The organism is Amycolatopsis sp. NPDC051372 (genome assembly GCF_040682095.1).
GTDB lineage: Bacteria > Actinomycetota > Actinomycetes > Mycobacteriales > Pseudonocardiaceae > Amycolatopsis.
This window is the reverse complement of sequence record NZ_JBFBAF010000006.1, coordinates 165,516-189,184: the sequence shown is the minus strand read 5'-3', so window position 1 is coordinate 189,184 and position 23,669 is coordinate 165,516. Positions and strand designations below refer to the sequence as shown.

Sequence of the window (23,669 nt, the reverse complement as noted above, 5' to 3'; positions counted from 1 at the left end):
GGCCGGACCACCCACCTCGGCCGCGCGGGAGAACGGTCACCCCGCAACTCATCGCCACGGAGCTCGCCTCACCGGCCAACTCCATCCGCGCCGCGCGCGCTCACCGGCACCTCACCACCGCGGGCGCCCACCGACCAACTCACCTGAGCACAACGCCTCACCCGCAACTCGCCTCGGGAGCTCGTCTCACCACTCACCACTGAACTCGGCCGCGCAGCGCGTCTCACCCGCAACCCACCAACGCAGGTCTCTCACCACTGAACTCGGCCGCGCAGCGCATCTCACCCGCAACCCACCAACGCAGGTCTCTCCACGAGCACTGCGCCCCGCGCAGTAGCTCCCCAACTCCACCATGCAGGAATGGTCACCGATGGCACCGCGGGGGTCCGGGGGCTCGGCCCCCGGGAGATATGGCGAGGGCCACCGGGTCTGCGCATTCCGCAGACACAGTGGCCCCTGGACCGAGCGGATGACGGGATTCGAACCCGCGACCCTCACCTTGGCAAGGTGATGCGCTACCAGCTGCGCTACATCCGCGTTGACCGCTTGTTGCTCGGTGTTGTCGTAACTCTATACCGAGGGATGAGAGCCACTTTCGGGGGGTCCACCTTGTCCCAGTCCGGCCTGTGACGTGCCTCGACTCGGTGCTTCGGTGTCACATCGGGCGTACAAGGGGTGACGACGGGCTTTTCGCTCCGTATGGTGTCCCCATTCGACCGAGTGGTGAGTCCTTCGGGGGAGGAGGTGCCTTGCCGGATGACCGAGCTGGGCACGGCGCCGCCACCAGCGGCCTCGGAATCCGACGAGCAGGCACTTCTTCAGCGGCTCCGCAACGGGGAAGACGCCGCGTTCGGGGAGCTGTTCGAGCTCCACGCGGCGGCCGTGCGGAGATTGGCGCAGAGCCTCGCGTCCGACAGTTCCGAGGCCGAGGACATCACGGCCGAGACGTTCTTCCGGGTCCTGCAGGCGCTGCGGCGCGGCGCGGGCCCGCGTGACTACGTCCGCGCGTACCTCCTGACCGTCGCCCGCCGCGTGTCGTGGGAGTGGCACGGGGCGCGCCGCGATGTGCCGGTGACCGACGACGAGCTGACGTTCCGCGCCGGCGCGGGCGCCGATACCAACGCGCGCACCGCCGAGCACACGCTGATCACCACGGCGTTCACGAGTCTGCCCGAGCGTTGGCGCACGGTGTTGTGGCAGACCGAGGTCGAGGGCGAGCAGCCAGCCATGGTCGCGCCGCACTTCGGGCTTTCGGCCAACGCGACGGCGGCGCTCGCCCGCCGTGCTCGCCAAGGGCTGCGGGCGGCCTACCTGCAGGCGCACCTTTCGGTGAACCGCGGGCCGGGGACGTGCCGTTCGGTCGTCGAGAAGATGGGCGGCTTCACGGCGGGCAGCGTCACGGGCGCCGAGGCGGAGCGGATCAAGGCGCACCTGCTGGGGTGCGCATCCTGTCGGGCGACGCAGGACGAGCTGCGCGATGTCTGTTCCTCGCTGCGCGCGCACGCCGAGGTGATCGTGGTCGCGGTGCCGGCGCTGGTGGGCCTCGGCAAGGCCGCCGGGGTGACGGGGGTCGTCACCACTGTGAAGGGCGTGCTGTTCGGTTCGAAGGTGAAGGTGGGCCTCGCGCTCGCGTCGACGGCCGCCGCGGGCGTCGCCGGGTTCACGACCGGTCCGCTCGTGTTCGGTTCGCACTCGGTGCAGGACGTCGGCCTCCAGGGTGGCGCGCCGGAGCTGGCGTTGCAGCCGCCCGCGCCGCCGGCTCAGCAGCCGCCTCCGCAGGTGCAGCACGGGCCGCGCGTGGCGACCGGGCAGTTGCACGGCGCCGCGCGCCCGCAGCACCCGTCGGCCCACACCGTCGGCTCGCATCTGGGCACCAACGACGTGCCGAAGCTCTCGGGCGGGCCCGGCGCCGGGCAGCCGTCCGGCGGTTCGGCCCGCGACGACCTCCCCGTCGGCAGCCAGTCGCACGCCCCGATGTCGAGCCAGAACTCCACGGACACCACCGAGTCCACGGACTCGCGCGCCGACACCGACCCGGATCTGACGTCGGGCGCCCCGTGCGACGACCCGACGATCGATGGCCCTTTCAGCACCACGCGGACCTCGTACCCGCCGTCGTTCGTGCCGCCGCCGACGTTCACGTACGTGCCCCCGCCGGAGACCTACCTCCCGCCGACGGTCACGACCACGCCGACGCCGGGTGACACCGTCCCGGAGAAGCCCGAATCGTCCGCGAAGTCCGCTCCGACCAAGTCCACGCCGTCCGAGACCCGGTCCGAAACGGATACGACTTCCCAGGACTCGGGAGACGTGACCCCGTCGGATGTCACCGGTTCGGCCGATTCCGATTCGCCGCCGGCTCCCTGAGCAGCGGAAACCGGGCAAACCTCACGCCACGCTCCGTGACCACCTCGCGCTGACGGGCGCCGTCACGATAACGTTGACCGACTCGAGCGTCGCCCGGGAGGCAACAGGATGAACCGGCTGGTACGCGGTGAAGACGGCCGCGACTGGGTGGTCCGAGCCCAGATGGAGTGGCGTGCGCCCGCCACCGCGGACGATTTCGAACACGACGTGGCCGGCAGCTACACGCCGGGCATCGCCATGCTCTTGGTCACCGCCTTCCTGGCTGTGGTGCTCGTGATCTGGACGCCGGACCAGGTGCGTGTGCCGGCGTGGGTGTTCCTCGCGATCCTGCTGGTGCTGCTGTTCTTCCCGTTGCGCTGGATCCTGCGCCGGCCGTGGACGGTCGTCGCCGAAACCGAGGGCGACGTGGCGGGCGACCGGCCCTCGGAGCGCTGGGTCGGCACGATCCGGGGCATGTTCACGGTGTCGGGCGAGGTCAAGCGGATCACGAAGACGATCCAGAAGCACTCGCTGCCTGATTTCGACGGTCCTCTGCACCCTGTCGAATAGGCCTGTCGAATAGGGCTGTCGAGTAACGGCACCTGGCCGATTCGGGCAGCGCGAGCAAGACTGGTGCCATGCCCGAGCTGCCCGAGGTCGAAGCACTCGCCCACCACCTGCGCGAACACGCCGTGGGCTCCACGGTGTTCCGGCTCGACGTAGCCTCGCTCAGCGTCCTGAAGACGGCAGTGCCGCCCTACACCGAGCTGCACGGCCGCGAAATCACCGGCACCACCCGCCACGGCAAGCACCTCGATGTGGTCCTCGGCGACCTGCATCTCGTCGTCCACCTCGCCCGCGCCGGCTGGCTGCGCTGGTCCGACCAGCTTTCGCCCACGCCGTTGAAGCCGGGCAAGGGCCCGATCTCGCTGCGCGTGCACCTCAACGCCGCGGCCGGCCCGGGCTTCGACCTCACAGAGGCCGGCACGAAGAAGGGCCTCGCCGTCTGGATCGTCCACGACCCGAGCGAGATCCCGAGCGTCGCGCGCCTGGGGCCGGACGCGCTGTCGCTCGACGCGTCGCAGCTGCGCGAGCTCTTCGCCGGCAAGGGCACGCGGCTCAAGTGGGCGCTCACCGACCAGTCGCTCATCGCCGGCATCGGCAACGCCTACTCCGACGAGATCATGCACAAGGCGAAGCTCTCCCCGTACGCCACCGTCGGCAAGCTCGACGAGGGCGCGCTGGAGACCCTGGCCGCCGCGATCCACGACATCGAGTCCGACGCCGTGCAGCGCTCCGTCGGCCAGAAGGCCGCGATGCTCAAGGGGGAGAAGCGCTCGGGCCTGCGCGTGCACGCCCGCACCGGCCTGCCCTGCCCGGTCTGCGGCGACACCATCCGCGAGATCTCCTTCGCCGACAAGTCCTTCCAGTACTGCCCGACCTGCCAGACGGGCGGCAAACCCCTGGCCGACCGCCGGATGTCGCGGTTGCTCAAGTAACGCGGGGCCCGGGCTCCGCGAACCCCCGCAGGACGGGTCCGTTCGCGCCGTGAGAGCGCTGGGCCGAACGGGAAAATCCACTCCGCCAGCCGTCGCAGGGAGTGACCATGCGGCCCTGGCACGCCGCTCGGTAGGGTTCAACCACCCTCGGTCGTCACAACTGGACAGAAAGTGGGGAGCAAGCCTTGCACCCGGTCGGTCGAGCGCAGAGCATGGACGTCGTGTCCGCCTTCCCCCTCGCGCAGGTCGTCCCGTGGACGCTGGCCGGTGTGCTCGCGGTCATCGTCCTGGTGCTGCTCTTCAAGGTGCGCCGGCCCAAGGGCGTGATCCAGGACGCGGTGCTGCAGGCCGTGCACCGGATGTCGAAGGCCACGCCGAACCTGCGCGCCGGGCTCGACGAGGAGGCCGCCAACCGGATGACGGCCGAGCTGCTCGAAGTGCTCGACTGCCTCGCCGTGGGGATCACCGACAGTGAGGGCACGCTCCTGTCCTGGGCCGGCGAGGCCACGGACCACTACCTCGACCTCGTCGACGACATCGGCACCGCGCTGCGCAAGCACCGCCGCGCCGTCGCCGATCACAACCGCATGCCGTGCAACCACCGTGGCACCTGCAAGATGAAAACCGCCGCCATCGTGCCGATCCTGGTCGAGGGCACGGCGGAGGCCACGCTGATCGTCGTCGGGCGCACGCGCGGCAAGCTCGTGCAGATGGCCGAGGCCGTGGCGCAGTTCGTCTGCACGCAGTTCGAGCTGGCGCGCCTCGAGGAGTCGCGCAACCAGCTGAACCAGGCCGAGATCAAGGCCCTGCGCGCGCAGATCTCGCCGCACTTCGTCTACAACGCGCTGAACACGATCTCCGCGCTGATCCGCACGGACCCCGAAGAGGCGCGCGAGCTGCTTCAGGACTTCGCCGACTTCACGCGCTACTCGTTCCGCACCTCCGGCATGTACACCACGCTCGCCGAGGAGCTGCGCAACATCGACCGCTACCTCACGATCGAGAACGCCCGCTTCGGCGGCCGGCTCGAGGTGCGGATGAAGATCGCGCCCGAGGTGCTGAGCGTGGTCGTGCCGTTCCTGATCATCCAGCCGCTGGTGGAAAACGCGGTGAAGCACGGCCTGGCGAGCAAGCCCAGCGGCGGCTGCGTCACGGTGATCGCGCAGGACTACGGCACCGAGGCCCTGATCAGCGTCGAGGACGACGGCATCGGCATGGATCCGCGCGCGCTCACCGACCTGAAGAACGCGCACCGCACCGGCGCCCACGTCGGCCTCGGCAACATCAACCAGCGGATGCGCCAGGTCTTCGGCGAGGACTACGCGCTCACCGTCGACACCGCGCCCGGTGCCGGCATGAAGGTGACGCTGCGCGTGCCGAAGTTCAAGCTCGGCGTGCGCCCGAACATGCCCGACTACTCGGCCGACGTGCCATCACAGGGCGGCCCCGAGGACACCGAGGTCGAGCACAACGGTGTGAACGGATCGCGTTCGGGCATGCTGCCCGCCCTCTGACATGGCTAGCCTGGCGGCATGAGCGTTACCGAGAAGCTGACGTCCCGCCTGCCTGTGCTCGGCGACCGCGTCGAGCGCAAGGACGTGGTCGCGGTGGTGAAGCTGCACGGCGTGATCACGCCTTCGCCTTCGCCGCTGGCGCGCGGCTCGATCAACCTGGCGGCCGTCGAGTCTGCGCTGACCAGGGCGTTCGGCCACGACCGGCTCAAGGCGGTGGCGCTGCTGATCAACTCGCCGGGTGGCGCGCCGACGCAGTCGGGCCTGGTCGCGGAGCGCATCCGCCAGCTGGCCGACGAGAAGAAGGTGCCCGTGCTCGCCTTCGCCGAGGACGTCGCGGCGTCCGGCGGCTACTGGCTCGCGTGCGCGGCCGACGAGATCTTCGCCCACCGCACGTCGATGGTCGGCTCCATCGGCGTGATCAGCGGTGGCTTCGGGTTCACGGGCCTGTTGGAGCGCTTCGGCATCGAGCGCCGGCTGCACACGGCGGGCGCGAACAAGTCGCGCCTCGACCCGTTCAGCCCGGAGAAGCCCGAGGACGTCGAGTGGCTGAAGAAGATGCACAGCCAGCTCCACGAGCTGTTCGTCGACTGGGTCAAGGAGCGCCGCGGCAGCCGGCTCGCCGACACCGAGGACCTGTTCACCGGCGACGTCTGGCTCGGGCAGAAGGCGCTCGACCTCGGCCTGATCGACGGCCTCGGCTCGCTGCGCCAGATCGTCACCGAGCGGTACCCGGACGCCGAGATCTCCGTGGCGGAGCCGAAGAAGCCGCTGCTGGCCCGGCTCGGCATCGGCGCCCCCGCGGCGGCGAGCGCGGTGCTGGACGCGGTGACCACCAAGGCCGCGTGGGCCCGCTTCGGTTTGTGACCTCCGGACCCCCGTGCGCGTCCGGCACTCGCCCGGTTGGCCGCACTGTCGTACGGCACCGTGCCGCGCCCGTGACCAGGAATGGGGCAAAGGGGGCGTCGGCTTTCCCCGACGGGCGGATGAGCGGGACGGGGCTGGACATTGCACTCGGCAATCGGCAGGATGCGTCTCACTGTGAGTGCTCATGAAGACACCCGGAAGCTCATCGTCCTGGCGGTGGACGACGAGCTCAACGGGCTTGACGAACTGACCCACGGCCTGAAGAACAACCCGCACATCCACCGCGTCTTCAAAGCGTCGGACGCTTCCGACGCGCTGCGGTTGTTCTCCCACGACGACCCCGAGCTCATCGCCCGGCGCGCGCAGGGCCTGCCGACGGTCGACGCCGTGTTCGCGGACATCGACATGCCCGGCCTGTCCGGTATGGAGATGTCGCGCGTGATCGCGGCGATGAACCCGTCGCCGATCCTGGTGTTCGTCACGGGCCACGCCGAGGAAGCCGTGAACGCGTTCGACCTCGGCGCCGTCGACTACGTGCTCAAGCCGTTCCAGCAGGACCGCCTCGACCGGTCTGTCTCGCGGGTGCGCGAGAAGCTGGCTTCGGCCGCCTCGCCACCGCCCGGGCAGCGCGCGGGCGAGCCGGTGAAGAACGACGACGAGGTGATCCCCGTCGAGCTCGCCGGCACCACCAAGCTCATCCCGCGCTCGTCGGTGCGCTGGGTGGAGGCTCAAGGCGACTACGCCCGGCTGTTCACCACCGAGGGCAGCCACCTGGTGCGCATCCCGCTGGCCCAGCTCGAGGAACGCTGGGAGAAGGCCGGGTTCGTGCGCATCCACCGCTCGTTCCTGGTCGCGTTGCCGCTGATCACGGAGCTGCGCATGGGCCAGGGTGGCTACCAGGTCGTGATCGGCAACGAGGAGAAGGTGCTGCCGGTCAGCCGGCGGCACACGCGGGCGCTGAAGGACCGGCTCGTCGGCTCCGGCCGCGGCGGCTGAGCCTGTGTCAGCGCCCGACGACCCATACCACCGCCTGGCCAACGGCGTCCGCGAACCGGACCCGACGCTGGGTCGCGTGCCCGAGGACAGCGCGGTCGTGGAGCCGGTGCCGCCGGCGCCCGAGCCGCTGCGCCCGGCCGAGCCCGCGCACGAGAAGCCAAAGCGGCAGCGCGTGGTGCTGGCCGACCCGCGCCAGTCGGCGGGCCGGATGCGCGCGCGCGTCGAGCTGGAGGAGCAGACCAGCTGGGGAAAGCTACTGGTCCGCGACCTGGTGAAGGTGCAGCTGCGCACGGCCGTGCTGCTGGCGTTGCTCGTGCTACTGGTGCTCGGTGCGATGCCCGTGTTGTTCTACCTGCTGCCCGCCGTCGCGCGGTTCACGGTGATCGGCATCCCGATCCCGTGGCTCGTGCTCGGGCTGCTGCCGTTCCCGTTCCTGTTCGCGGTGGGCCTTTGGTACAACCGGCTCGCCGAGCGCCACGAGCGCGACTTCGTGGACATGATCGAAAACTGACCGCCGCGGACGGGAAAGCCCCGGTGGCGGGGCATCACCTGGCCGCGGGCTCGTGCGAGGATTCCAGCCGTGCAGCTGAACCCGTGGGCGTTGACCGGCATCGTGCTGGTCGCCCTCGCGACGTACTACCTCGGGTACCGCTCCTCGCGTTCGGCCACCAGCACACACGATTTCCTTGTCGCCAGGCGAACAGTCCGTTCGCGCCGCAACGCCGCGGCCATCTCGGGTGAGTACCTCTCGGCGGCGTCGTTCCTGGGCGTCGCGGGCATCGTGCTCAAGGAAGGCGCCGACGCCACCTGGTACCCGGTCGGCTTCACCGCCGGCTACCTCGCGCTGATGCTGTTCGTGGCCGCGCCGCTGCGTCGCTCGGGCGCGTACACGCTGCCGGACTTCGTGGAGATGCGCCTCGGTTCGCTGGGGCTGCGCCGCTTCGCGACGGCGTTCGTGGTGTTCATCGGGATCCTCTACATGGTCCCGCAGTTGCAGGGCGCGGGGCTCACGCTCGCGTCGATCCTGCCCGTGCCCGCGTGGGTGGGCGCGGTCGTCGTCACGGTGCTGGTCAGCATCAACGTGATCGCCGGCGGTATGCGCGCGATCACGGTGGTCCAGGCCTTCCAGTACTGGCTCAAGCTGTTCGCGATCTCCGTGCCGACTTTCGTGCTGTGCATGGTGTTCTTCTCCGGCGGCGGCCCCGGCGGCGTGCGCGGGCTCGGTGCGCCCGCCCCGCCCGTGTTCCCGCAGGACACCACCGTTTCAGTGCAGACCGACGTGACGGTGAACGTCACCACCGAGACCTACTTCTACGCCGACGGCCGCATCGACGACGGCCCCGCGCGCGGCGTGGCGCGCTGGTCGCCGCTGATCCCGCACACGGTCGAGAAGGGCACCACGCTCAAGTTCGCCGCGGGCACGCCGGTGCCGGTGATCAGCGATGCGCCGGCGAGCAACGACGCCTGGCTGCACCCCGCGTCCGGCAAGATCACCGACCTGCTGCAGACGTACTCGCTGATCTTCGCGCTGTTCCTCGGCACCATGGGCCTGCCCCACGTGCTGGTGCGTTTCTACACCAACCCTGACGGCAAGGCCGCGCGCCGCACGACCGTCCACGTGCTGTTGCTTCTCGGGTTGTTCTACCTGTTCCCGACGATGCTGGGCGCACTGTCGCGGATGTACGTGCCGCAGCTGCTCGTCACCGGCAACACCGACGCGGCCGTGCTGATGCTGCCGTCGGCGATGGTGCCGGGGATCGTGGGCCAGATCCTCGCGGCGGTCGTGGCGGCGGGGGCGTTCGCGGCGTTCCTGTCGAGTTCGTCGGGGCTGCTGGTGAGCGTGGCCGGCGTGGTGTCCACGGACCTGCTTCCCGGGCGCGTCAAGGATTTCAAGGTGGGCACGGCCATCGTCGCGCTGTGTCCGCTCGGCTTGGCGTTCCTGCTGCGCACGGAGGACATCTCGTTGTCGATCGGGCTGACGTTCGCTTTGGCGGCGTCGACGTTCAGCCCGCTGCTGCTGCTCGGCATCTGGTGGCGCAAGCTCAGCTGGCCGGGCGCGCTGGCGGGCATGCTCGTCGGCGGCGGGCTGGTGCTGGCGGCGCTGGGCGTCGACATCGCTGCGGGCTACGCGAGTTTCGAAGCGCCTTGGTTCACGAGCCAGCCGGGCCTGATCTCGGTGCCGGCGGCGTTCCTCACGACGTACGTGGTCAGCCGCCTGACCCGCTACGGGCGCCCGGAGCTGGTCAACGACATCATGCTGCGGCTGCACGCCCCCGACCCGCTCGGCCTCATGAACGACCGGGCCGTCGCGCGGTTCGGCCAGGCGGAGGACAAGGCCCGAGCGGGGCGAGGCCGGCACCGCAAGTAGGTCACTCGGAGTCACTTTGTATTCACCCGATTCGACGAGGTCGCATCAGCCTTTCCGGGGCGGAAGATCTTCGTGTTGGTCGTGTCGGTGTTTTCAGGTCGTTGTCGGGAAGGGGCGCCGTGGAACGCACCGAAGCGGACGTCGACTGGGAGCACGTGCAGGCGACCCCCGAGTTCCAGCAGCTGCGCCGGCGTCGGCGCGGGTTCGTGTTCCCCATGTCGGCGGCGTTTCTGGCCTGGTACCTGCTCTACGTGCTCCTCGCCGACTACGCGCACGCGTTCATGAGCGCGCGCCTGTGGGGCAACATCACCGTGGGTTTGGTGCTGGGCCTGGCGCAGTTCTTGACGACGTTCGTCATCACGGCGTTGTATGTGCGCTTCGCGAACCGCAAACTGGATCCCCTGGCCGCGGAGCTGCGCGCCGAGTACGGGGGCTAGCGTCTGGTTCCTCACACGCGTACAACGCCTGGACATGGGAGCATGGAACTGTGGTGAGCCCCGCTGAACTGCCGACCGCCGAGGTCCGTGACCTGCCGAAGGACGGCGTCCCCCTGCTGGACGTCCGCGAGGACGACGAGTGGGCCGCCGGCCACGCGCCCGGCGCCGTGCACATCCCCCTCGGCGAGCTGCCCGCGCGGGTCGACGAGCTCGCCGAGCTCCCCGACGACCAGCCCGTCTACGTCATCTGCCGCAGCGGCGGCCGCTCCGCCCGCGCCACCGCCTGGCTCAACGCCAGCGGCTGGGACGCGGTCAACGTCGCCGGCGGCATGGGCGCCTGGGCCCGCGAGGGCCGCGCCATGGTGAGCGAAAACGCGGGCGCCGAACCCGAGGTCATCTGACGGATGCACCCAGCCCAGCCCCCCGTCCCCCCGGGATCCGCGCACCCCGCGGGTCCCCAGGGCGGCGCGGGCTGGCCCCAGTACCCGCCTTGGCAGGGTGAGTCTTCACCCGACGGCTGGGTGCCGGGCTTTGGTGCGCCGCCGGCCGGCGGTCCTGATTCACCTGCGGGCCCCTCGGGTCAGCACGCCGGGGTGCCTCACTCTGCGCCGGGTTTCGGTGCGCCGCCGGCCGGCAGTCCTGATTCACCCGCGGGCGCCTCGGACCAGCACACCGCCTCGCACGCCGGGGTGCCGCACTCCGCGCCAGGCGGCGCTGGTCCCTCTTCTTCGCCCTCGGCCGGCCCGGCCCATCCCGGCGGGTACTCGCAGGTGGGCAACCACCCGGCGCAGGCTGGCCCACACCCCGGCGCCTACCCGGCCGAGGCCGGTCAGCAGCCGGGATTCGCCGCACCTGCCCAGCAAGGCGGTGCCCTGGCGCAGTACCCGCCTTGGCAGGGTGAGCCGTCTCCCGACGGCTGGGTGCCGGGTTTCGGTGCGCGGCCGGCCGGCGGTCCTGGTCAAACGGCCAACCAGCCGCGACCGTTCACCGCCGCCCCGCAGGGCCAGGTGCAGCGAACCGCGCCGGAGTACCCCGCCACTCCGCGGCAACGTCCGCGCTTGAAGTGGGTCGCCTCGCCCCCGCCCGGTTCGGTGATCCGGCGGCGCGCCGTGGCGACCACGCCGTACACCGGCCCGCCGTCCTACCCGGTCCCGCCGCGCTGGGGCTTCCCGAACCTCGTCTGGCGCCGCCCGACGACCGTGCCCGGCACGGCGTCCGGCGCGGTGCGCGCGATCGACCGCATCCCGGTCCTGGCGCAGAGCCTCAACACCATCCTGTGGACGTTCGTGTTCCTCGCCCTCGCCGCGGCGGGGTCGGAGATCTGGCGCTACGTCCTGCTGGTGCAGAGCCGCGACTCCGCGCTGAGCACCTCGGTGGTCGGGTTCTCCGACGCGTTGGTGGTCACCGCCGGCCTGCTCACCACGATCCTTTCGCTGCTCCCGGCGGGCCTGGCCGTGTGGTGGCTGCTCGTCGCCCGCCACGCCGCCGCCGACGAGGCCGGCGTCGAGCCCGCGCGTCCCGTGTGGCAGGTGCTCGTCGGCGTGCTGGTGCCGGTTGCGAACTTGCCCATGGCGCTGTCCGTGGTGGGCGAACTGGAACACGCCGTCCTCCGCCGCCCCCGCGACGAACGCCCCAAGCCCTCCCGCCTCGTCCTCATCTGGTGGGGCACCTGGGTGGCCAACTGGGTGCTCCTCGCGGTCACGATCATCTGGCGCCTGCGCCCGGGCGTCCAGGCGATGGCGGACAGTGTTGTCCTCGTCGCCCTCACCGACCTCACGGCCGCCGCCCTCGCGATCGCCACGGCCCTCGTCATCCGCCGCTTCTCCGACCTCCTGATGCCCATCGCCCCCGGCCGCCTGCGCAAGCTGCGCGTGCTCAAGGTCGACGGCGCCCCGGAACCGGAGCTGCACAACGCCCGCCCGGTCGGGGCCGCTCGCTGAGCTCTCCTGAGCCTCAGCCCTGGCGCGGGGCTCGCTGCTGCCTGTGTTGTCCGACCGCCACCGCTGCTCGCTGAACCTCAGCCGAGCGCCGGTTCGAGCTGTGCGAAGGCCTCCGCCTCCGCCGTCGCATCGAGCCATGCGGCACTTCGTCGGCGCCCCCGGTGCGCTGTCCACGGTCCGGCCGGCGCCGTTCTCCAAGAGTCCCAGCCGGGCTGCGCGAAGGTTTTAGTCGCGGCCTTGGCCTTGCTGACCAGGTGGTCTTGATCCCGGCCGCACCGGCGCCGGTCGGCGCTGCTCGGTGAGCCTTAGCCGAGCGCCGGTTCGAGCTGCCCGAACGCTTTCGTCGCCGCCTCACGCACCTTGGCGACCAGATCCTCGTCGCCCGCGTAGGTGAGGTCCCAGACCTCGTCGAAGAGCAGCCGCAGCACCGAAGTCAGGTGCGCCGCCGCCGCGCGCGCGAGGATGTCGCTGCCGGGGGCCTCGCGTTCCAGCAGGGCGGCGACGAGCTGCTGCTCCCGGTCGAGGTGCATCTGCGTGAGCGCGGCCATGAGCGTCACACTGGCCCGCACCATCCCGACGAACTCGATCCCCGCGAACCCCAGCAGCGCGCTCCGCTCCTCGAGCGCCGCGAAGTACCCGTCGCGCACCGCCGCGAACGGCGTGCTCGACGGCGCCTGCTGCACCAGCTTCGCCGGCCAGTCGACGAAGTCGTTGCGGATGTCGAAGACCAGGTCCTCCTTGCGCCCGAAGTGGTTGGTCACGGTCATCTTCGCGACGCGCGCCGCCTCGGCGACCTCGGCGATCGTCACCCCCTCGAACCCCCGCGCGATGAACAGCCGCGTCGCCGCGTGCGAGATGTTCTGCCTGGTCTCAAGCTTCTTCTGTTCCCTGAGGCTCACCCGGCTCAGCATACTAGGTCCGACCTAAGTTTGTGCTTGACCCAGCGAATTGACGAGACCTAATCTTAGGTCCGACCTAATCAATCTTGAAGGGACACCGATGACCCTGCGCCTGCTCGCCGTCCACGCCCATCCCGACGACGAATCCAGCAAGGGCGCCGCCACCCTCGCCCGCTACGCCTCCGAAGGCGTCGACGTCCTCGTGGCCACCTGCACCGGCGGCGAACGCGGCGATGTGCTCAACCCAGCGCTGAACACCCCGGCCATCCACAGGGACCTCCCCGCCATCCGTAGACGCGAGATGGCCGCCGCCGCGGAGATTCTGGGTGTGCGCCAACGGTTCCTGGGGCACGTCGACCCCGGTCTCGACCAGCCGTTACCCGAAGGCTGCTTCGCGAAACTGTCCATTGATGACGCCGCCAAGCCCCTCGCGGACCTGCTCCGCGGATTCCGTCCACAGGTCGTGATCACCTACGACGAGACCGGCGGTTATCCACACCCCGACCACATCCGGACCCACGAAGTCACCCGCGCCGCCTTCGCCGCGACCGACGACGGCACTCCGCGCAAGCTCTACTACCAGGCCACCCTCAGCCGCGCGTGGTTCCAGGCCATGCACGACGCCACAGTCGCTGCCGGCCTCGAGTCACAGATGGGCCCGGTCCTCGACGAGCTCCCGCCCGACCGCCTTCGCGCCACCACGAGAATCCGCTGCGAGCAGTACTTCGACACCCGCGACCGCGCCCTCAAAGCCCACGCCACCCAGGCCGACCCGGCCCACCCGTTCTTCCACCACTCGCGCGACGTCGAACGCGCCGCGTGGCCCTGGGAGGAGTACCACCTCGTCGGCACCACCCCGTACACCCACGAAGACGACCTCTTCGCCGGCCTCCGCTGACCCGATCGACCAGCAAGAACCCAGCTTGATCAGCAAGAACCGATCAAACCGTCACCGGCAGCGTCCTCAACCCCCGGATCACGAACTCCGGCCGCCTCTCCGGCTCGGCCGCCAGCCGCAACCCCGGCAGCCGCGTGGAAAGCGCCGACAACGCCGCCGCGATCTCCACCCGAGCCAACGGGGCCCCCACGCAGTAGTGGATCCCCATCCCGAAACCGAGATGCGCGTTCGGCGAGCGTCCGATGTCCAGCACATCCGGCGAATCGAACACCCGAGGATCCCGCGCCGCCGCCCCCAGCAGTGCGCCGATCTTCGCGCCGCGCGCCACCCGGTACCCGGCGATCTCCACATCCTCAGTCGCCGTGCGCTCGAACAGCTGCAGCGGCGCGTCGAACCGGATCAGTTCTTCCACAGCCGAGTCGAGCAAACTTGGGTCCGACCCAAGTCGCTCCCACTCGGACCGGTAAGTCAGCAGCGCCAGCACCCCGTTGCCGATCACGTTCACCGTCGCCTCGTGCCCCGCCATCAGCAGCAGCACGGCGGTGGCCACGACCTCGTCCGGCGTGAGCTCGCTGGCCACCAGGTCAGCCACGATCCCGCCCGGCGTCCCGCTCACCACCGAGCGCAGGTACGAGACGAAGTCGGCCGCGGCCTGCTCGGCGGCGTCGCGGCCGGCTTCGGGCAGGCCGAACTCGTACATCTTCACGATGGCGTTGCTCCACGCCACCAGCCGCGGCCCGTCCTCCACCGGGATGCCGAGCAGCTCCGCGATCACGGCCACCGGCAACGGCTGCGCTAGGTGTTCCAGCAGGTCAGCGCTACCGTCGGCCTCGATCTTGCCCGCCAATGTGTCCACCATGGACGAAGCGAGCGCCGCGACCATCGGCTGCAGCCGTTGCACGTGGCCACGCCCGAACTCGCCCGCGATCACGCGCCGCAGCCGCGTGTGGGCCGGCGGTTCGTTCTCCAGCAAGGAGTTGCGGTGCAGCAGGTTGAACGATGCGAATCGCTCGAGCGGCTGCGCGTCCGTCCAGATCCGGCCCAGCCCGCGGTGGCGCAGCACGGCGGCCGACGCGGCGTGCGAGACCGTGATCGCCAGGTCGAGCCCATTGTGGTGGTGCACCTCGCCCTCGGCGCGCAGCGCGGCGAACGCGGGATACGGGTCGGCGAGGAAGGCGGGATCGGAAGCGTCGAACACGAGCCGACTCTACTGTGCCGATCGTTACCAATCCGACCACAGTCACAGGCCGAATGGCTCTGTAGCAACGGATACGTGCCGCGCGGGGGCCGGCCTACTTTTGGCCGGATTAGTAACCCGGACGCTTCAGTCGGCCCCCGCTTCGATAGCGTCTGGCATCGAGCTTTGAGGAGGCTGAAGTGGGTAAAGGCGCACGGAAGAAGGGTCCCAAGCCGGACCGCAAACCAAAGGTGCGCGACGTTTTCGTCGGGCAGCCCTTCGAAGGTCTGGCTGCGGAGCCGGAGCTGATCGCGTTGCGCGAGTTCGTGCCGTCGGCCACGGCGAAGCTCACGCTCGCCGACGGCGGCGACGTCACCCTCGGCACCGTGCTGCCCATGGCGGCCGCGGCGTTCGTCCGCTCCGATGGGCAGCGCTACCTCGGGCTGCAGGTGCAGACGCGGTCGTCGGACATCAGCCGCGACCTCGGCCGGTCGCTGCGATGGGTGCTCGACGCGAAGCCGGGCGACGTCCTGTCCGTGCCGGACACGACCACGCCGACCGACCCGGACGAGCACAACCGCCTGCAGGACCTGCTCGCGCCCGCCGCCGAGCTGGAGCTCACGCTCCACAGCGACTTCGGCTGGTGGCTGCCCGAGGACGCGGACGCGAGCGGCGACGTCGCGGTGTCCCTCGAGCGCGCCAATGCCGCCATCATGCCCACCGAGCGCCTCGGCACCGGTGCGTACTGGGTGCTCGCCGGTGAGAAGGCGCACCTGCGCTGGGTCCGTCCCGAGCCGGAGAACCTGCTGCTGCAAGCGCTTGCGCGCCTGTCCGCGGCCGGCACTTTGGGCCTCGGCGAGGGCACGCGGTACGCGGGTTCGTTCCGCGCCCACGGCCTGCTCGTCCCGGTGTGGGACCTCGACCCCGAAGCGCACGCGCGCGAATGGGCGGAAGCCAAGGACCAGCTCGGCGCCCGGCTCGAGGAGGCGCTGAAGTCGCTCGACGCCGAGCCGCTCAACGCCACCGAGCGCCGCGCCCGCGACGGCCTCATCGGCCGCCAGCTCACCATCCGCTAGTGAACAACGCTGTGGAAGTTCGACGCCGAACTTCCACAGCGTTGATCGCAGCGTTGAAGTCACACCCGCTCACCGGGTAAACCCGTACCTCGACGTGTCCCCGCGGTGGCACGATCGTCGGGGTGATCCTGCACATCTGTTCCCGCGACGAGTGGGCCGCCGTGCCCGAGGCCGGCGACTACGCCGCGCCTTCGCTCGCCGACATCGGGTTCATCCACTGCTCCGACCCCGGCACCGTCAGCCTGCCCGCGAACGCGCTCTACCGCGGCCGCACCGACCTCGTGCTGCTCGAGATCGACCCCACGCGGGTCGATGCGCGCGTGGTCTGGGAGGACGGCGCCCCGCCGCACCCCGACGGAATCCTCTTCCCGCACATCTACGGGCCGATCCCGCGAAACGCTGTGGTCGCGGTACACGATTTCCCATCAGGCGCGGACGGTTCGTTGAAGCTGCCCGAGTCGCTCTCCGTGCGCTGAATCGCGTGGACGTTCACGGAAAGTAGTTGCGAGAGCTGGACAACCTGCGGGGGCTGCCATGCGTGTGGGAGATGACGAGGACGCGGTGCGCGGCGATCTCATCCGGGGAGGGGGCGATTTGGTGACGGCAGCGGCACCTGTCATCTCGGGGGGAGAACCGACGTGGGCCGCGGACGCACGTGTGGCGGCCGAGCCCAGGGTGTTCGCCGAGTTCGGTGACTTCGTCGCGGCCAGCCTGCCCGGCTTGCTGCGCTACGGCCACGCACTCACCGGCAACCCGCACGACGCCGCCGACCTGGTGCAGACCGTGCTCGAGAAGATCGGCTCGCGCTGGTCCTACGTCCAGCAGAAGACGGGCGACCCGCTCGCGTACGTGCGGCGCTCGATGGCCAACGCGCACGTCAGCCGGTGGAGACGCACGCGTCGGGAGAACCTCGTCGCGGACCTGCCGGACACGAGCCCGTGCGCGTCGGACGACCCGTTCGAGCACGAGCCGCTGTGGCAGGCGCTGCGAAATCTGCCGCCGAGGCAACGCGCGGTGGTGGTGCTGCGTTACTACGAAGGACTGTCCGAGGCTGAGATCGCGGAAGCGCTCGGCGTCAGCCAGGGGACGGTGAAGAGCCAGGCCAGCAAGGCCATCGCTTCGTTGCGGACGAAGCTGAAGCACGGAGAAGGGAGCGAAGCAGGTTGAACGTCTCCGATGACGAGCTCGAACAGCGGCTGCGCACGCTCTTTTCCGACGACCGGCTCGGCGTCGCGCCGCCGGCCGACGCGGCTCCGGCGATTATGGCCGGTGCGCGACGTCGACGACAGCGGCGGAAGGTGCTGATGTCGGCATCCGGGGCGGTGTGCGCGCTCGCGCTGGTGTCGGGTGGGCTGGTGGTGTTCAAGTTCCAGGCCACGACGGGCGCGGCCGACTTCACGGCTTCGCGGCTGACGGTGCCGAACGTGTCCGGTCCGCCGCCGGTCGCGCCGGTTATTTCGGCCTCGCCGCCGGCGGCGGAAGATCCGCCTGTTGCCCCTCCGGTCGCGCCGTCGCACCTCTCGTCCGCTCCGCCGAAGCGGCATTCACCACCGCCGGCGGTCACGCGGGGTGACGCGCCGGACAAGGTCACGAAGGGACCGTTGCTGACGGCGGACGGTCTCGGGGTCTTGAAGCTCGGGATGACGGAGGAGCAGCTGGCCGAGTCGGGCCTGACGCTGACGCAGGTCAAGGAATCAGCCGGCTGCACCTACTACGACGTCGCCGGTGCGGGCGTCCTCGCCGCGACCGCCGTGGTTTCGCCGGACGCCGGCGTGGTCGTCGTGAAACCGGACGGCGCCGCCCACACGCCCGAGGGCGTCGGCGAGGGCTCGGCGAAGGAGGACGTGACCGCCGCGTACCCGGGAACATCCCAGGCCTCCGACGAGTTGGTAGCACCGACAGGCGACGAGGGCGCCTACCACTTCACCCTCGCCGACGACGGCTCCGTCTCGAGCCTCGACGTCCGCTCCGTCAACCAGACCTGCGCCGGCTGAGCCTGGCGCCGACCGAGGAACCCGGGCTATCCACAGGGGGAGAGCCCGGGTTCCTCTCTGTCCGGGCCCTTATGGACAACTGGCGACGGCTCGATGGGCCCGACCTAACGAGCTGCCATCCGACCTCCGCCTTCGTGAGCAGCTGGGTAGGTCGAACCCAATTCGTTCGGAATGGGCCGCCGTCCTTGTGGACAGCCGGGTAGGCCTGACCTGACAACCCTTGGCTCGCCACACGCAGAGGTGCTGCGGTCCGGTCTGCTGTTGATGACTGGCTACGCCCGACCCAGCGAATCGCTGGTCGCTCGCGCCGACCGATGCCATGGGCTCTTGGTGCGGGCGGTGCGGATGAGTTGCGCGGGTCCGACCTAGTGAGTCCTCGAGGGGTGCTGGTGGAGTTGGCGTGGCTGCCGCTGTGTGGGCGACTTTGTGGATGGCTGGATGGCTGGACAGGTCGGGCCCGCTGAACCCCGGTCCGGCTGTGTGCAGGGCTGCTGCTGTTCGGATGGGCCTGGCGGTTGTGGGCAGCTGGGTGGGTCGGACGCACTGAACCCCGGTCCGGTCGCGCGCAGTGCTGCTGGTGTTCGGATGGACCTGGCGTTGTGGATGGCTGGGTGGGTCGGACGCACTGAACCCCGGTCCGGTCGCGCGCAGTGCTGCTGGTGTTCGCATGGGCCTGGCGTTGTGGACGGCCGGGTGGGTCTGACCTAGCGCCTGAACCGGCCAGCCGACTGTCGGCGACATGACCCGCCGGTGCCCCGCACGTCTCGCGTGCCGACAAAACGACGGAGCCCGGGTTGTCCACAAGGGGACAACCCGGGCTCCGCGATGGCTGGCCTGATGGTGACAGCGCCCGCTGACTGGCCGGATGAACGGCAGCCTTACAGAGCGCCGCCCGCGACGGGGGGCATGCCGGCGTCCGCGGTGGGCGCGCCGACGGACTCGCGGTGGAGGAACTTCTCGATCTCGTACACGTTGTCACCCGCGCGGCGCGCGACGGTGACCAGCGTGGACATCTGGGAGATCTCCTCGACCTGCTCCTTGAGGAACCACTGCGTGAACTGCTCGCTGATGTAGTCCTCTTCGGCCCGCGCGGCCTTCGCCAGCGCGGAGACGTCGGCGGCGACCTCCTTCTCCTGCTCCAGCGCGAGCTCGAGGAGCTCAAGCGGGGCGGAGAACTCGTTGCGGACGTCCTTCACGCCCGGCACCTCCACGTGGTGGTCGCGGTCGAGCATGTACTGCACGAGCGCCATCGCGTGGTTCCGCTCTTCCACCGACTGCTTGTAGAAGTGCTTCGCGAGCTGCGGCAGGTCCTCGTTGTCGAACCAGACCGCCAGCGCGATGTACTGCTGGGACGCGTGGAACTCGTTGTGGATCTGCGCCTGCAGCAGTTCGTAGAACTTCGAGCGCGGTTCTTTCTTCGTGAGGGCCATGTCAATGACGGTACGACAACTCTCGATTAATTTCCACTTTTACCTGGTGATCTCCACCCTATTAGGGTTACCATTCCTAAAGAAATACTCCCTTATTTTGGTTAGCCTTCCCTTAATTGATTTCGTTCATTTAGGGAAGGCTAACTTCGCTTTATATCGTGTCCCGTACGATCGGGCACGACATGCAACGCGGGCCGCCGCGACCTGATCCCAGTTCGGATCCGGCGATGGCGAGGACCTCGATCCCGGCGTCGGCCAGGCGTTCGTTGGTCTCGAAGTTGCGCTCGTACCCGACGACGACTCCGGGGGCCAGCGCGAGGGTGTTGTTGCCGTCGTCCCATTGCTCGCGTTCGGCGGTCACGGGATCGAGGCCCGTGTCGATCACGCGCAGGCGGTCGATGCCCATCGCCTCGGCGGCGGCGCTCAAGAATGGCGCCGGCCCCGCGACTTTCACCCCGCCGTCACCGGTGGGACGCACGGTGAACGCGGTGAGTGAATCGCGCGCGAGCGGGTACATCACGACGGCGTCGGCCGCGACCATGGTGCACACCGTGTCCAGGTGCATCGTCGCGCGGGACTGCTCGATCGGCACGGCGAGCACGGTGTGCGCGAGGCCGTCGGCGAACACCGAGCGCGCGAGCGACTCCGCGCCCGCCGGCGTGGTGCGCTCGCCGACGCCGATGGCCAGCACGCCCGGGGCCAGCAACATCACGTCGCCACCTTCGATGGGCGCGGAGTGGGCGCCGTACGCGCGCGCCGCGTGGCGGAAGCGTGGGTGGTAGGCGTAGACGAGGTCGAGCACAGCCGTTTCGCGCCGCCGCGCGGGCATGGTCAGCGACGAGATCGCCACGCGGTCGCCGATCCACGCCGACGAGTCGCGCGTGAACAGCAGGTTCGGCAGCGGATCGACGGCGAACTCGTGCGGGTCGCGCATCATCCGCACCAGCGACGAGCCCTCCGACGACGGCAGCTCCTCGAACGTCATGCCCGCCATCAGGACCTCGGCGAGCGTGCTCGCGTCGACGCCGCTCAGGTGCGAGCGCAGCGAATCGGCGAGATCGGCGCCGAGACGCAGTTCATCCACAGCCGCGTGGACGCCCGCGGTGTGCGCGCGGCTGTCCTCCAGCGCCGTGCGCAAGGTGTCCGCCAGCAGGAGCACTTCGACGCCGCGGCCGCGGAGCACTTCCGCGAACGCGTCGTGCTCTTGCTGGGCCCGGTCCACCCACGGGATGGAGTCGAAGAGGAGCTGGTCGTTGTTGCGGGGCGTGAGCCTTTTGAGCTCGTTTCCCGGCCGGTGCAGGAGAACCGCACGAAGGGGTCCGACTTCGCTGTCCACCCTGGGCGGTGCCGTCACGTCGTTCACGAGGTCGAGCCTAATGAGCGCGCGTCAGGGGAGCCAGGAAAGATGGCCTTTGAGGAGTGAATAACCGACGAAAGACACCACGTCGAAAAGGGTGTGCGCGGCGACCAGCGGCCACAGCCGGTTGGTGCGTTGCCAGATGCGGCCGAACACCAGGCCCATGACGAAGTTGCCGACGAACCCGCCGAACCCCTGGTACAGGTGGTACGAGCCACGCAGCACCGCGGCGCCCACGAGCGAATTGTTCTCACGGACGCCGAGCTGGCGCAGCCGCGTGAGCAGGTAACCGATCACGAGCACTTCTTCGGCGAACGCGTTGCCGAACGCCGAGAGCGTGAGCGCGATCGGGCGCCACCACGTGTCGCCCAATGTGGACGGTTGCACCGCGAGGCTGAAGCCGAGGTGGTAGGAGAGGAAGTACAGGCCCAGCCCGGGAATCCCGATCACGGCGGCGAGGCCGAGGGTGATCAGTGCGTCGGAGCTGGGGGAGCTGCGGTCGAGGCCGATGTCGCGGATCTTGAGGCCGGCGCGCCACAGCAGGTACAGGCCGAGGACGCCCCAGCTGACGAGCTGCAGGGCGTTGAGCAGCTGCTGCAGCAGGTCCAGGAGGCTGGCGGCGGCCTGGGGGACGTTGAGCTGCACCTGTTGCTGCGCCAGCGGGACCGGGCGCAGCAGGGAGTCCACAAGGGACAGCAGGCTGCGTGCGCCAGAGAGGCCGAGCGTGATGCCGAAGACGAGCACCAGCTCGAACTTGACGGCCCGGCGCTCCTTCTCGTCCACGATCGGGGCGGGCGAATCGGGCGGAAGGGGCAGCAGCCAGGACCTGATGCCCGATCGCTCTGTCGTGCTCATGAGCGCACGCTACCTTCGGGGTATGCCTCGGACTATCGCCACCAACACGAAGGTCGACCGCGACGCGCTGGTCGAGTTCCTGAAGCCCCGCCACCACGCGATCCTCGTCACCACTCGCGCCGATGGGCGGCCCCAGCTCTCCCCGAACACGTGCGGCGTCGACGCGGAGGGCCGGATCGTGATCGCGACCTACCCGAAGCGGGCGAAGGTCGCGAACCTGCGGCGTTCGGCTGCCGTTTCGGTCTGTGTCCTGTCGGACGAGTGGAACGGCCCCTGGGTCCAGGTCGACGGCACCGCCGAGGTCATCGACCTGCCCGACTCCGTCGAACCGCTCGTCGACTACTTCCGCAGCATCTCCGGTGAACACCCCGACTGGGACGAGTACCGCGAAGCCATGCGCAAGCAGGGCAAGAGCCTCATCCGCGTCACCATCGACCGCTGGGGCCCCATCGCCACGGGCGGCTTCCCGCCGGAACTGGCGGACGACTGAGGTTTCGCGCTTGGCGCGACCGGGCCGGCTCCACTGAGGTGGGGCCGGCCTTTGTCGTGTGTGGGGCCGGCTTCCGCCGGGCAGGAGCTCCTTGCATCCCGCGCTGTGGATAGTCCGCTGGGCCGGACCCAATTCCCATCGCTCGGTTCTGCGCCTGAGGAAGGCCGGGTTAGGTCGGACCCAACTTCCACGGCTCGGTTCTGCGCCTGAGATGGCCGGTTGGGTCGGACCTAACTCCCATCGCTTGGCTCTAGGGCTGGGCACGGCTCGGTGGGCCGGACCTGAATTCATTGGACTGCATCCGGCTTCGCGGTGCCTCTCCGGGCCCTTGGGTCGAACCCCGGCGAGGTTCGTTAGACCGCGCCCTGGTTCCGGGTTCCCGGTCGGACCTCGCTCGGATCTGGCTTCGCCGGGGCGGGCTCGATCCATTTCCGGTTGGGTCGGACCCAGCCGGAAACCGGTCTGCGCGGTGGCTTGTCGGTAGTCCGCTCGGTCGAACCTGACCTTCGTCGGTCGGCCATGGGGCTCGCCGCGGCTGGCCGGGTCGGACCCAACGAACCCCCACGACTTGTCCCCAGACCCAACTCCTCCCCATGGGGACAAGTGCCGGGCTGTCCCCATGGGGATGAACGCGAGTTGTCCACAGGTGGATCACTCGACATGTCCACATGGGGAAGGCCGACGAACCATCCCCACGAGGTGGGCCTCAGTCGGAGCGGTGTTGCTGGCGGAGAAACGGGCAGCCGACCAGTCGGCGGAGCTCGGCGGCCAGCTTGGGCGGGCTGTCGATCGGCTCCGAGAACGCCAGGCGCACGTCGTGGTCGCCGGTGTCGGACTCGACGCGCAGGCGCAGGCCGTAGCGGTCGAGGCCGAGCGGACGAATGCGCCCGTGCTGCAGGCCCGGCGGCAGATGCTGCGCGAGCTGCTCCACGACGTCCGAATGGTCGCCCTCCAGGTGGCGCAGCCACTCGGCCTCGTAGCTGTGGAACGGGTCCGGCGGCGCCGCGCTGAACATGTGCGGCCGCAGTGAGTGCGTGCCCTCCGCGTCGGCCAGGACCAGGGAGGCGGGGGTGAGGCGCAGGAGCGTCAGGCCGTGGCCGACGTCCAGGAGCCGCTCGTCCGGCCGCTGCTCGGCGATCGACTCGGCGCGGGCGCGCGCCGAAACCGCCGAGAGTGGCCGGAGCCACCCGGTTATCCACAGCAGGCCGCGGATGGGTTCCCGCAGGTCCACCGGGGCGTGGTCGGCGAGCTCGACCATGACGGCGAGCTCGCCGCGCTGAGTCTGCCGCGACGTGCGCACCATCGGGTGCTCGTCGGGCAAAAGGATGCTGACGCTGCCGCTGTGGTGCACGTGGTGCAGCACGGGCACCACGCGCTCGGCGTCGCAATCGGCGCGCTCTACGGTCGGCATGATCGTCGCCGGCCCGTTGCGCGTCGCGATCGTCTTGGCCCGCTCGGCGGGGTTCGGCGCGGGCGGGCGGCGGACGGATGTCGGGGCCTCGGTCACGGGTCACCTCCTACTTAGGTGA

Annotated in this window: 23 protein-coding genes and 1 tRNA gene; 17 read left to right on the top strand and 7 right to left on the bottom strand. The window is 69.9% G+C overall.

Annotated elements, in window-relative coordinates:
• Positions 1-464 precede the first annotated feature (464 nt).
• Positions 465-537: transfer RNA gene (locus AB0M56_RS11720), tRNA-Gly, on the bottom strand.
• Positions 538-756: 219 nt separating this feature from the next.
• Here AB0M56_RS11720 and AB0M56_RS11715 point away from each other — a divergent pair.
• The 11 genes from AB0M56_RS11715 (at position 757) to AB0M56_RS11665 (ending at position 11,964) form a co-directional block, all read left to right on the top strand.
• Positions 757-2,367 (top strand): sigma-70 family RNA polymerase sigma factor, encoded by a 1,611-nt coding sequence (locus AB0M56_RS11715; protein WP_364173895.1) that lies wholly within the window; start codon positions 757-759, stop codon positions 2,365-2,367.
• Positions 2,368-2,475: 108 nt separating this feature from the next.
• Complete coding sequence (locus tag AB0M56_RS11710) at positions 2,476-2,916, top strand: DUF983 domain-containing protein (protein ID WP_220245532.1); 441 nt, start codon at positions 2,476-2,478, stop codon at positions 2,914-2,916.
• Between the two features lie 68 nt (positions 2,917-2,984).
• Positions 2,985-3,845, top strand: coding sequence for a DNA-formamidopyrimidine glycosylase family protein (locus AB0M56_RS11705; RefSeq protein ID WP_364173892.1), 861 nt, complete (start codon positions 2,985-2,987; stop codon positions 3,843-3,845).
• Positions 3,846-4,057: 212 nt separating this feature from the next.
• On the top strand, positions 4,058-5,359 hold the full coding sequence (locus tag AB0M56_RS11700) for a histidine kinase (protein ID WP_354865887.1): 1,302 nt from the start codon (positions 4,058-4,060) through the stop codon (positions 5,357-5,359).
• 18 nt (positions 5,360-5,377) lie between these two features.
• Positions 5,378-6,223, top strand: coding sequence for a S49 family peptidase (locus tag AB0M56_RS11695; protein WP_364173888.1), 846 nt, complete (start codon positions 5,378-5,380; stop codon positions 6,221-6,223).
• Between the two features lie 162 nt (positions 6,224-6,385).
• Complete coding sequence (locus AB0M56_RS11690) at positions 6,386-7,219, top strand: LytTR family DNA-binding domain-containing protein (RefSeq protein ID WP_364173885.1); 834 nt, start codon at positions 6,386-6,388, stop codon at positions 7,217-7,219.
• A gap of 4 nt (positions 7,220-7,223) precedes the next feature.
• Complete coding sequence (locus tag AB0M56_RS11685) at positions 7,224-7,730, top strand: hypothetical protein (RefSeq protein ID WP_364043725.1); 507 nt, start codon at positions 7,224-7,226, stop codon at positions 7,728-7,730.
• Positions 7,731-7,799: 69 nt separating this feature from the next.
• Positions 7,800-9,587, top strand: coding sequence for a cation acetate symporter (locus AB0M56_RS11680; RefSeq protein ID WP_364173882.1), 1,788 nt, complete (start codon positions 7,800-7,802; stop codon positions 9,585-9,587).
• 119 nt (positions 9,588-9,706) lie between these two features.
• Positions 9,707-10,024: a DUF485 domain-containing protein gene (locus tag AB0M56_RS11675; protein ID WP_364043731.1), complete on the top strand. Its 318-nt coding sequence runs from the start codon at positions 9,707-9,709 to the stop codon at positions 10,022-10,024.
• 50 nt (positions 10,025-10,074) lie between these two features.
• Positions 10,075-10,425, top strand: a complete 351-nt coding sequence (locus AB0M56_RS11670) for a rhodanese-like domain-containing protein (RefSeq protein WP_364173879.1) — start codon at positions 10,075-10,077, stop codon at positions 10,423-10,425.
• Between the two features lie 606 nt (positions 10,426-11,031).
• Positions 11,032-11,964: a DUF4328 domain-containing protein gene (locus AB0M56_RS11665; protein WP_364174211.1), complete on the top strand. Its 933-nt coding sequence runs from the start codon at positions 11,032-11,034 to the stop codon at positions 11,962-11,964.
• A gap of 305 nt (positions 11,965-12,269) precedes the next feature.
• Here the strand turns inward: AB0M56_RS11665 and AB0M56_RS11660 are convergent, their stop codons facing one another.
• Positions 12,270-12,863 carry a TetR/AcrR family transcriptional regulator gene (locus tag AB0M56_RS11660; RefSeq protein ID WP_364173876.1) on the bottom strand — a complete coding sequence of 198 codons (594 nt, stop codon included), beginning with the start codon at positions 12,861-12,863 and terminating at the stop codon, positions 12,270-12,272.
• Positions 12,864-12,963: 100 nt separating this feature from the next.
• Between AB0M56_RS11660 and mca the strand changes: the two genes are divergently transcribed.
• A complete protein-coding gene (gene mca, locus AB0M56_RS11655; protein ID WP_364173873.1) occupies positions 12,964-13,761 on the top strand; it encodes a mycothiol conjugate amidase Mca in 798 nt (265 codons plus the stop codon).
• 43 nt (positions 13,762-13,804) lie between these two features.
• On the opposite strand, the gene AB0M56_RS11650 is transcribed toward mca, so the two are convergent.
• The gene (locus AB0M56_RS11650; RefSeq protein WP_364173871.1) at positions 13,805-14,959 is read right to left on the bottom strand and encodes a cytochrome P450; all 1,155 of its coding nucleotides are present in this window, start codon (positions 14,957-14,959) and stop codon (positions 13,805-13,807) included.
• Between the two features lie 179 nt (positions 14,960-15,138).
• Here AB0M56_RS11650 and AB0M56_RS11645 point away from each other — a divergent pair, with 179 nt between their 5' ends.
• The 4 genes from AB0M56_RS11645 (at position 15,139) to AB0M56_RS11630 (ending at position 18,008) form a co-directional block, all read left to right on the top strand.
• On the top strand, positions 15,139-16,014 hold the full coding sequence (locus AB0M56_RS11645; RefSeq protein ID WP_364173868.1) for a DUF5926 family protein: 876 nt from the start codon (positions 15,139-15,141) through the stop codon (positions 16,012-16,014).
• Between the two features lie 122 nt (positions 16,015-16,136).
• Positions 16,137-16,490: a DUF952 domain-containing protein gene (locus AB0M56_RS11640; protein ID WP_364173865.1), complete on the top strand. Its 354-nt coding sequence runs from the start codon at positions 16,137-16,139 to the stop codon at positions 16,488-16,490.
• 181 nt (positions 16,491-16,671) lie between these two features.
• Entirely contained in the window at positions 16,672-17,181 is a 510-nt protein-coding gene (locus tag AB0M56_RS11635) for a SigE family RNA polymerase sigma factor (RefSeq protein WP_364173862.1), read from the top strand.
• Positions 17,178-18,008: a hypothetical protein gene (locus tag AB0M56_RS11630; protein ID WP_364173860.1), complete on the top strand. Its 831-nt coding sequence runs from the start codon at positions 17,178-17,180 to the stop codon at positions 18,006-18,008. Before AB0M56_RS11635 ends, AB0M56_RS11630 begins: the two co-directional genes overlap by 4 nt.
• A gap of 878 nt (positions 18,009-18,886) precedes the next feature.
• Here the strand turns inward: AB0M56_RS11630 and AB0M56_RS11625 are convergent.
• From AB0M56_RS11625 to AB0M56_RS11615, 3 genes are all read right to left on the bottom strand, one after another.
• Complete coding sequence (locus tag AB0M56_RS11625; protein ID WP_364173857.1) at positions 18,887-19,438, bottom strand: ferritin; 552 nt, start codon at positions 19,436-19,438, stop codon at positions 18,887-18,889.
• A 151-nt stretch (positions 19,439-19,589) separates the two neighbouring features.
• The gene (locus AB0M56_RS11620) at positions 19,590-20,774 is read right to left on the bottom strand and encodes an arginine deiminase (protein WP_364174209.1); all 1,185 of its coding nucleotides are present in this window, start codon (positions 20,772-20,774) and stop codon (positions 19,590-19,592) included.
• 51 nt (positions 20,775-20,825) lie between these two features.
• On the bottom strand, positions 20,826-21,650 hold the full coding sequence (locus AB0M56_RS11615; protein ID WP_364173854.1) for a CPBP family intramembrane glutamic endopeptidase: 825 nt from the start codon (positions 21,648-21,650) through the stop codon (positions 20,826-20,828).
• Between the two features lie 22 nt (positions 21,651-21,672).
• On the opposite strand from AB0M56_RS11615, the gene AB0M56_RS11610 reads away from it, so the two are divergent.
• Positions 21,673-22,140 (top strand): PPOX class F420-dependent oxidoreductase, encoded by a 468-nt coding sequence (locus tag AB0M56_RS11610; RefSeq protein WP_364173851.1) that lies wholly within the window; start codon positions 21,673-21,675, stop codon positions 22,138-22,140.
• Between the two features lie 706 nt (positions 22,141-22,846).
• Here AB0M56_RS11610 and AB0M56_RS11605 read toward each other — a convergent pair.
• Positions 22,847-23,647: a DUF2470 domain-containing protein gene (locus AB0M56_RS11605; RefSeq protein WP_364173848.1), complete on the bottom strand. Its 801-nt coding sequence runs from the start codon at positions 23,645-23,647 to the stop codon at positions 22,847-22,849.
• Positions 23,648-23,669 lie beyond the last annotated feature (22 nt).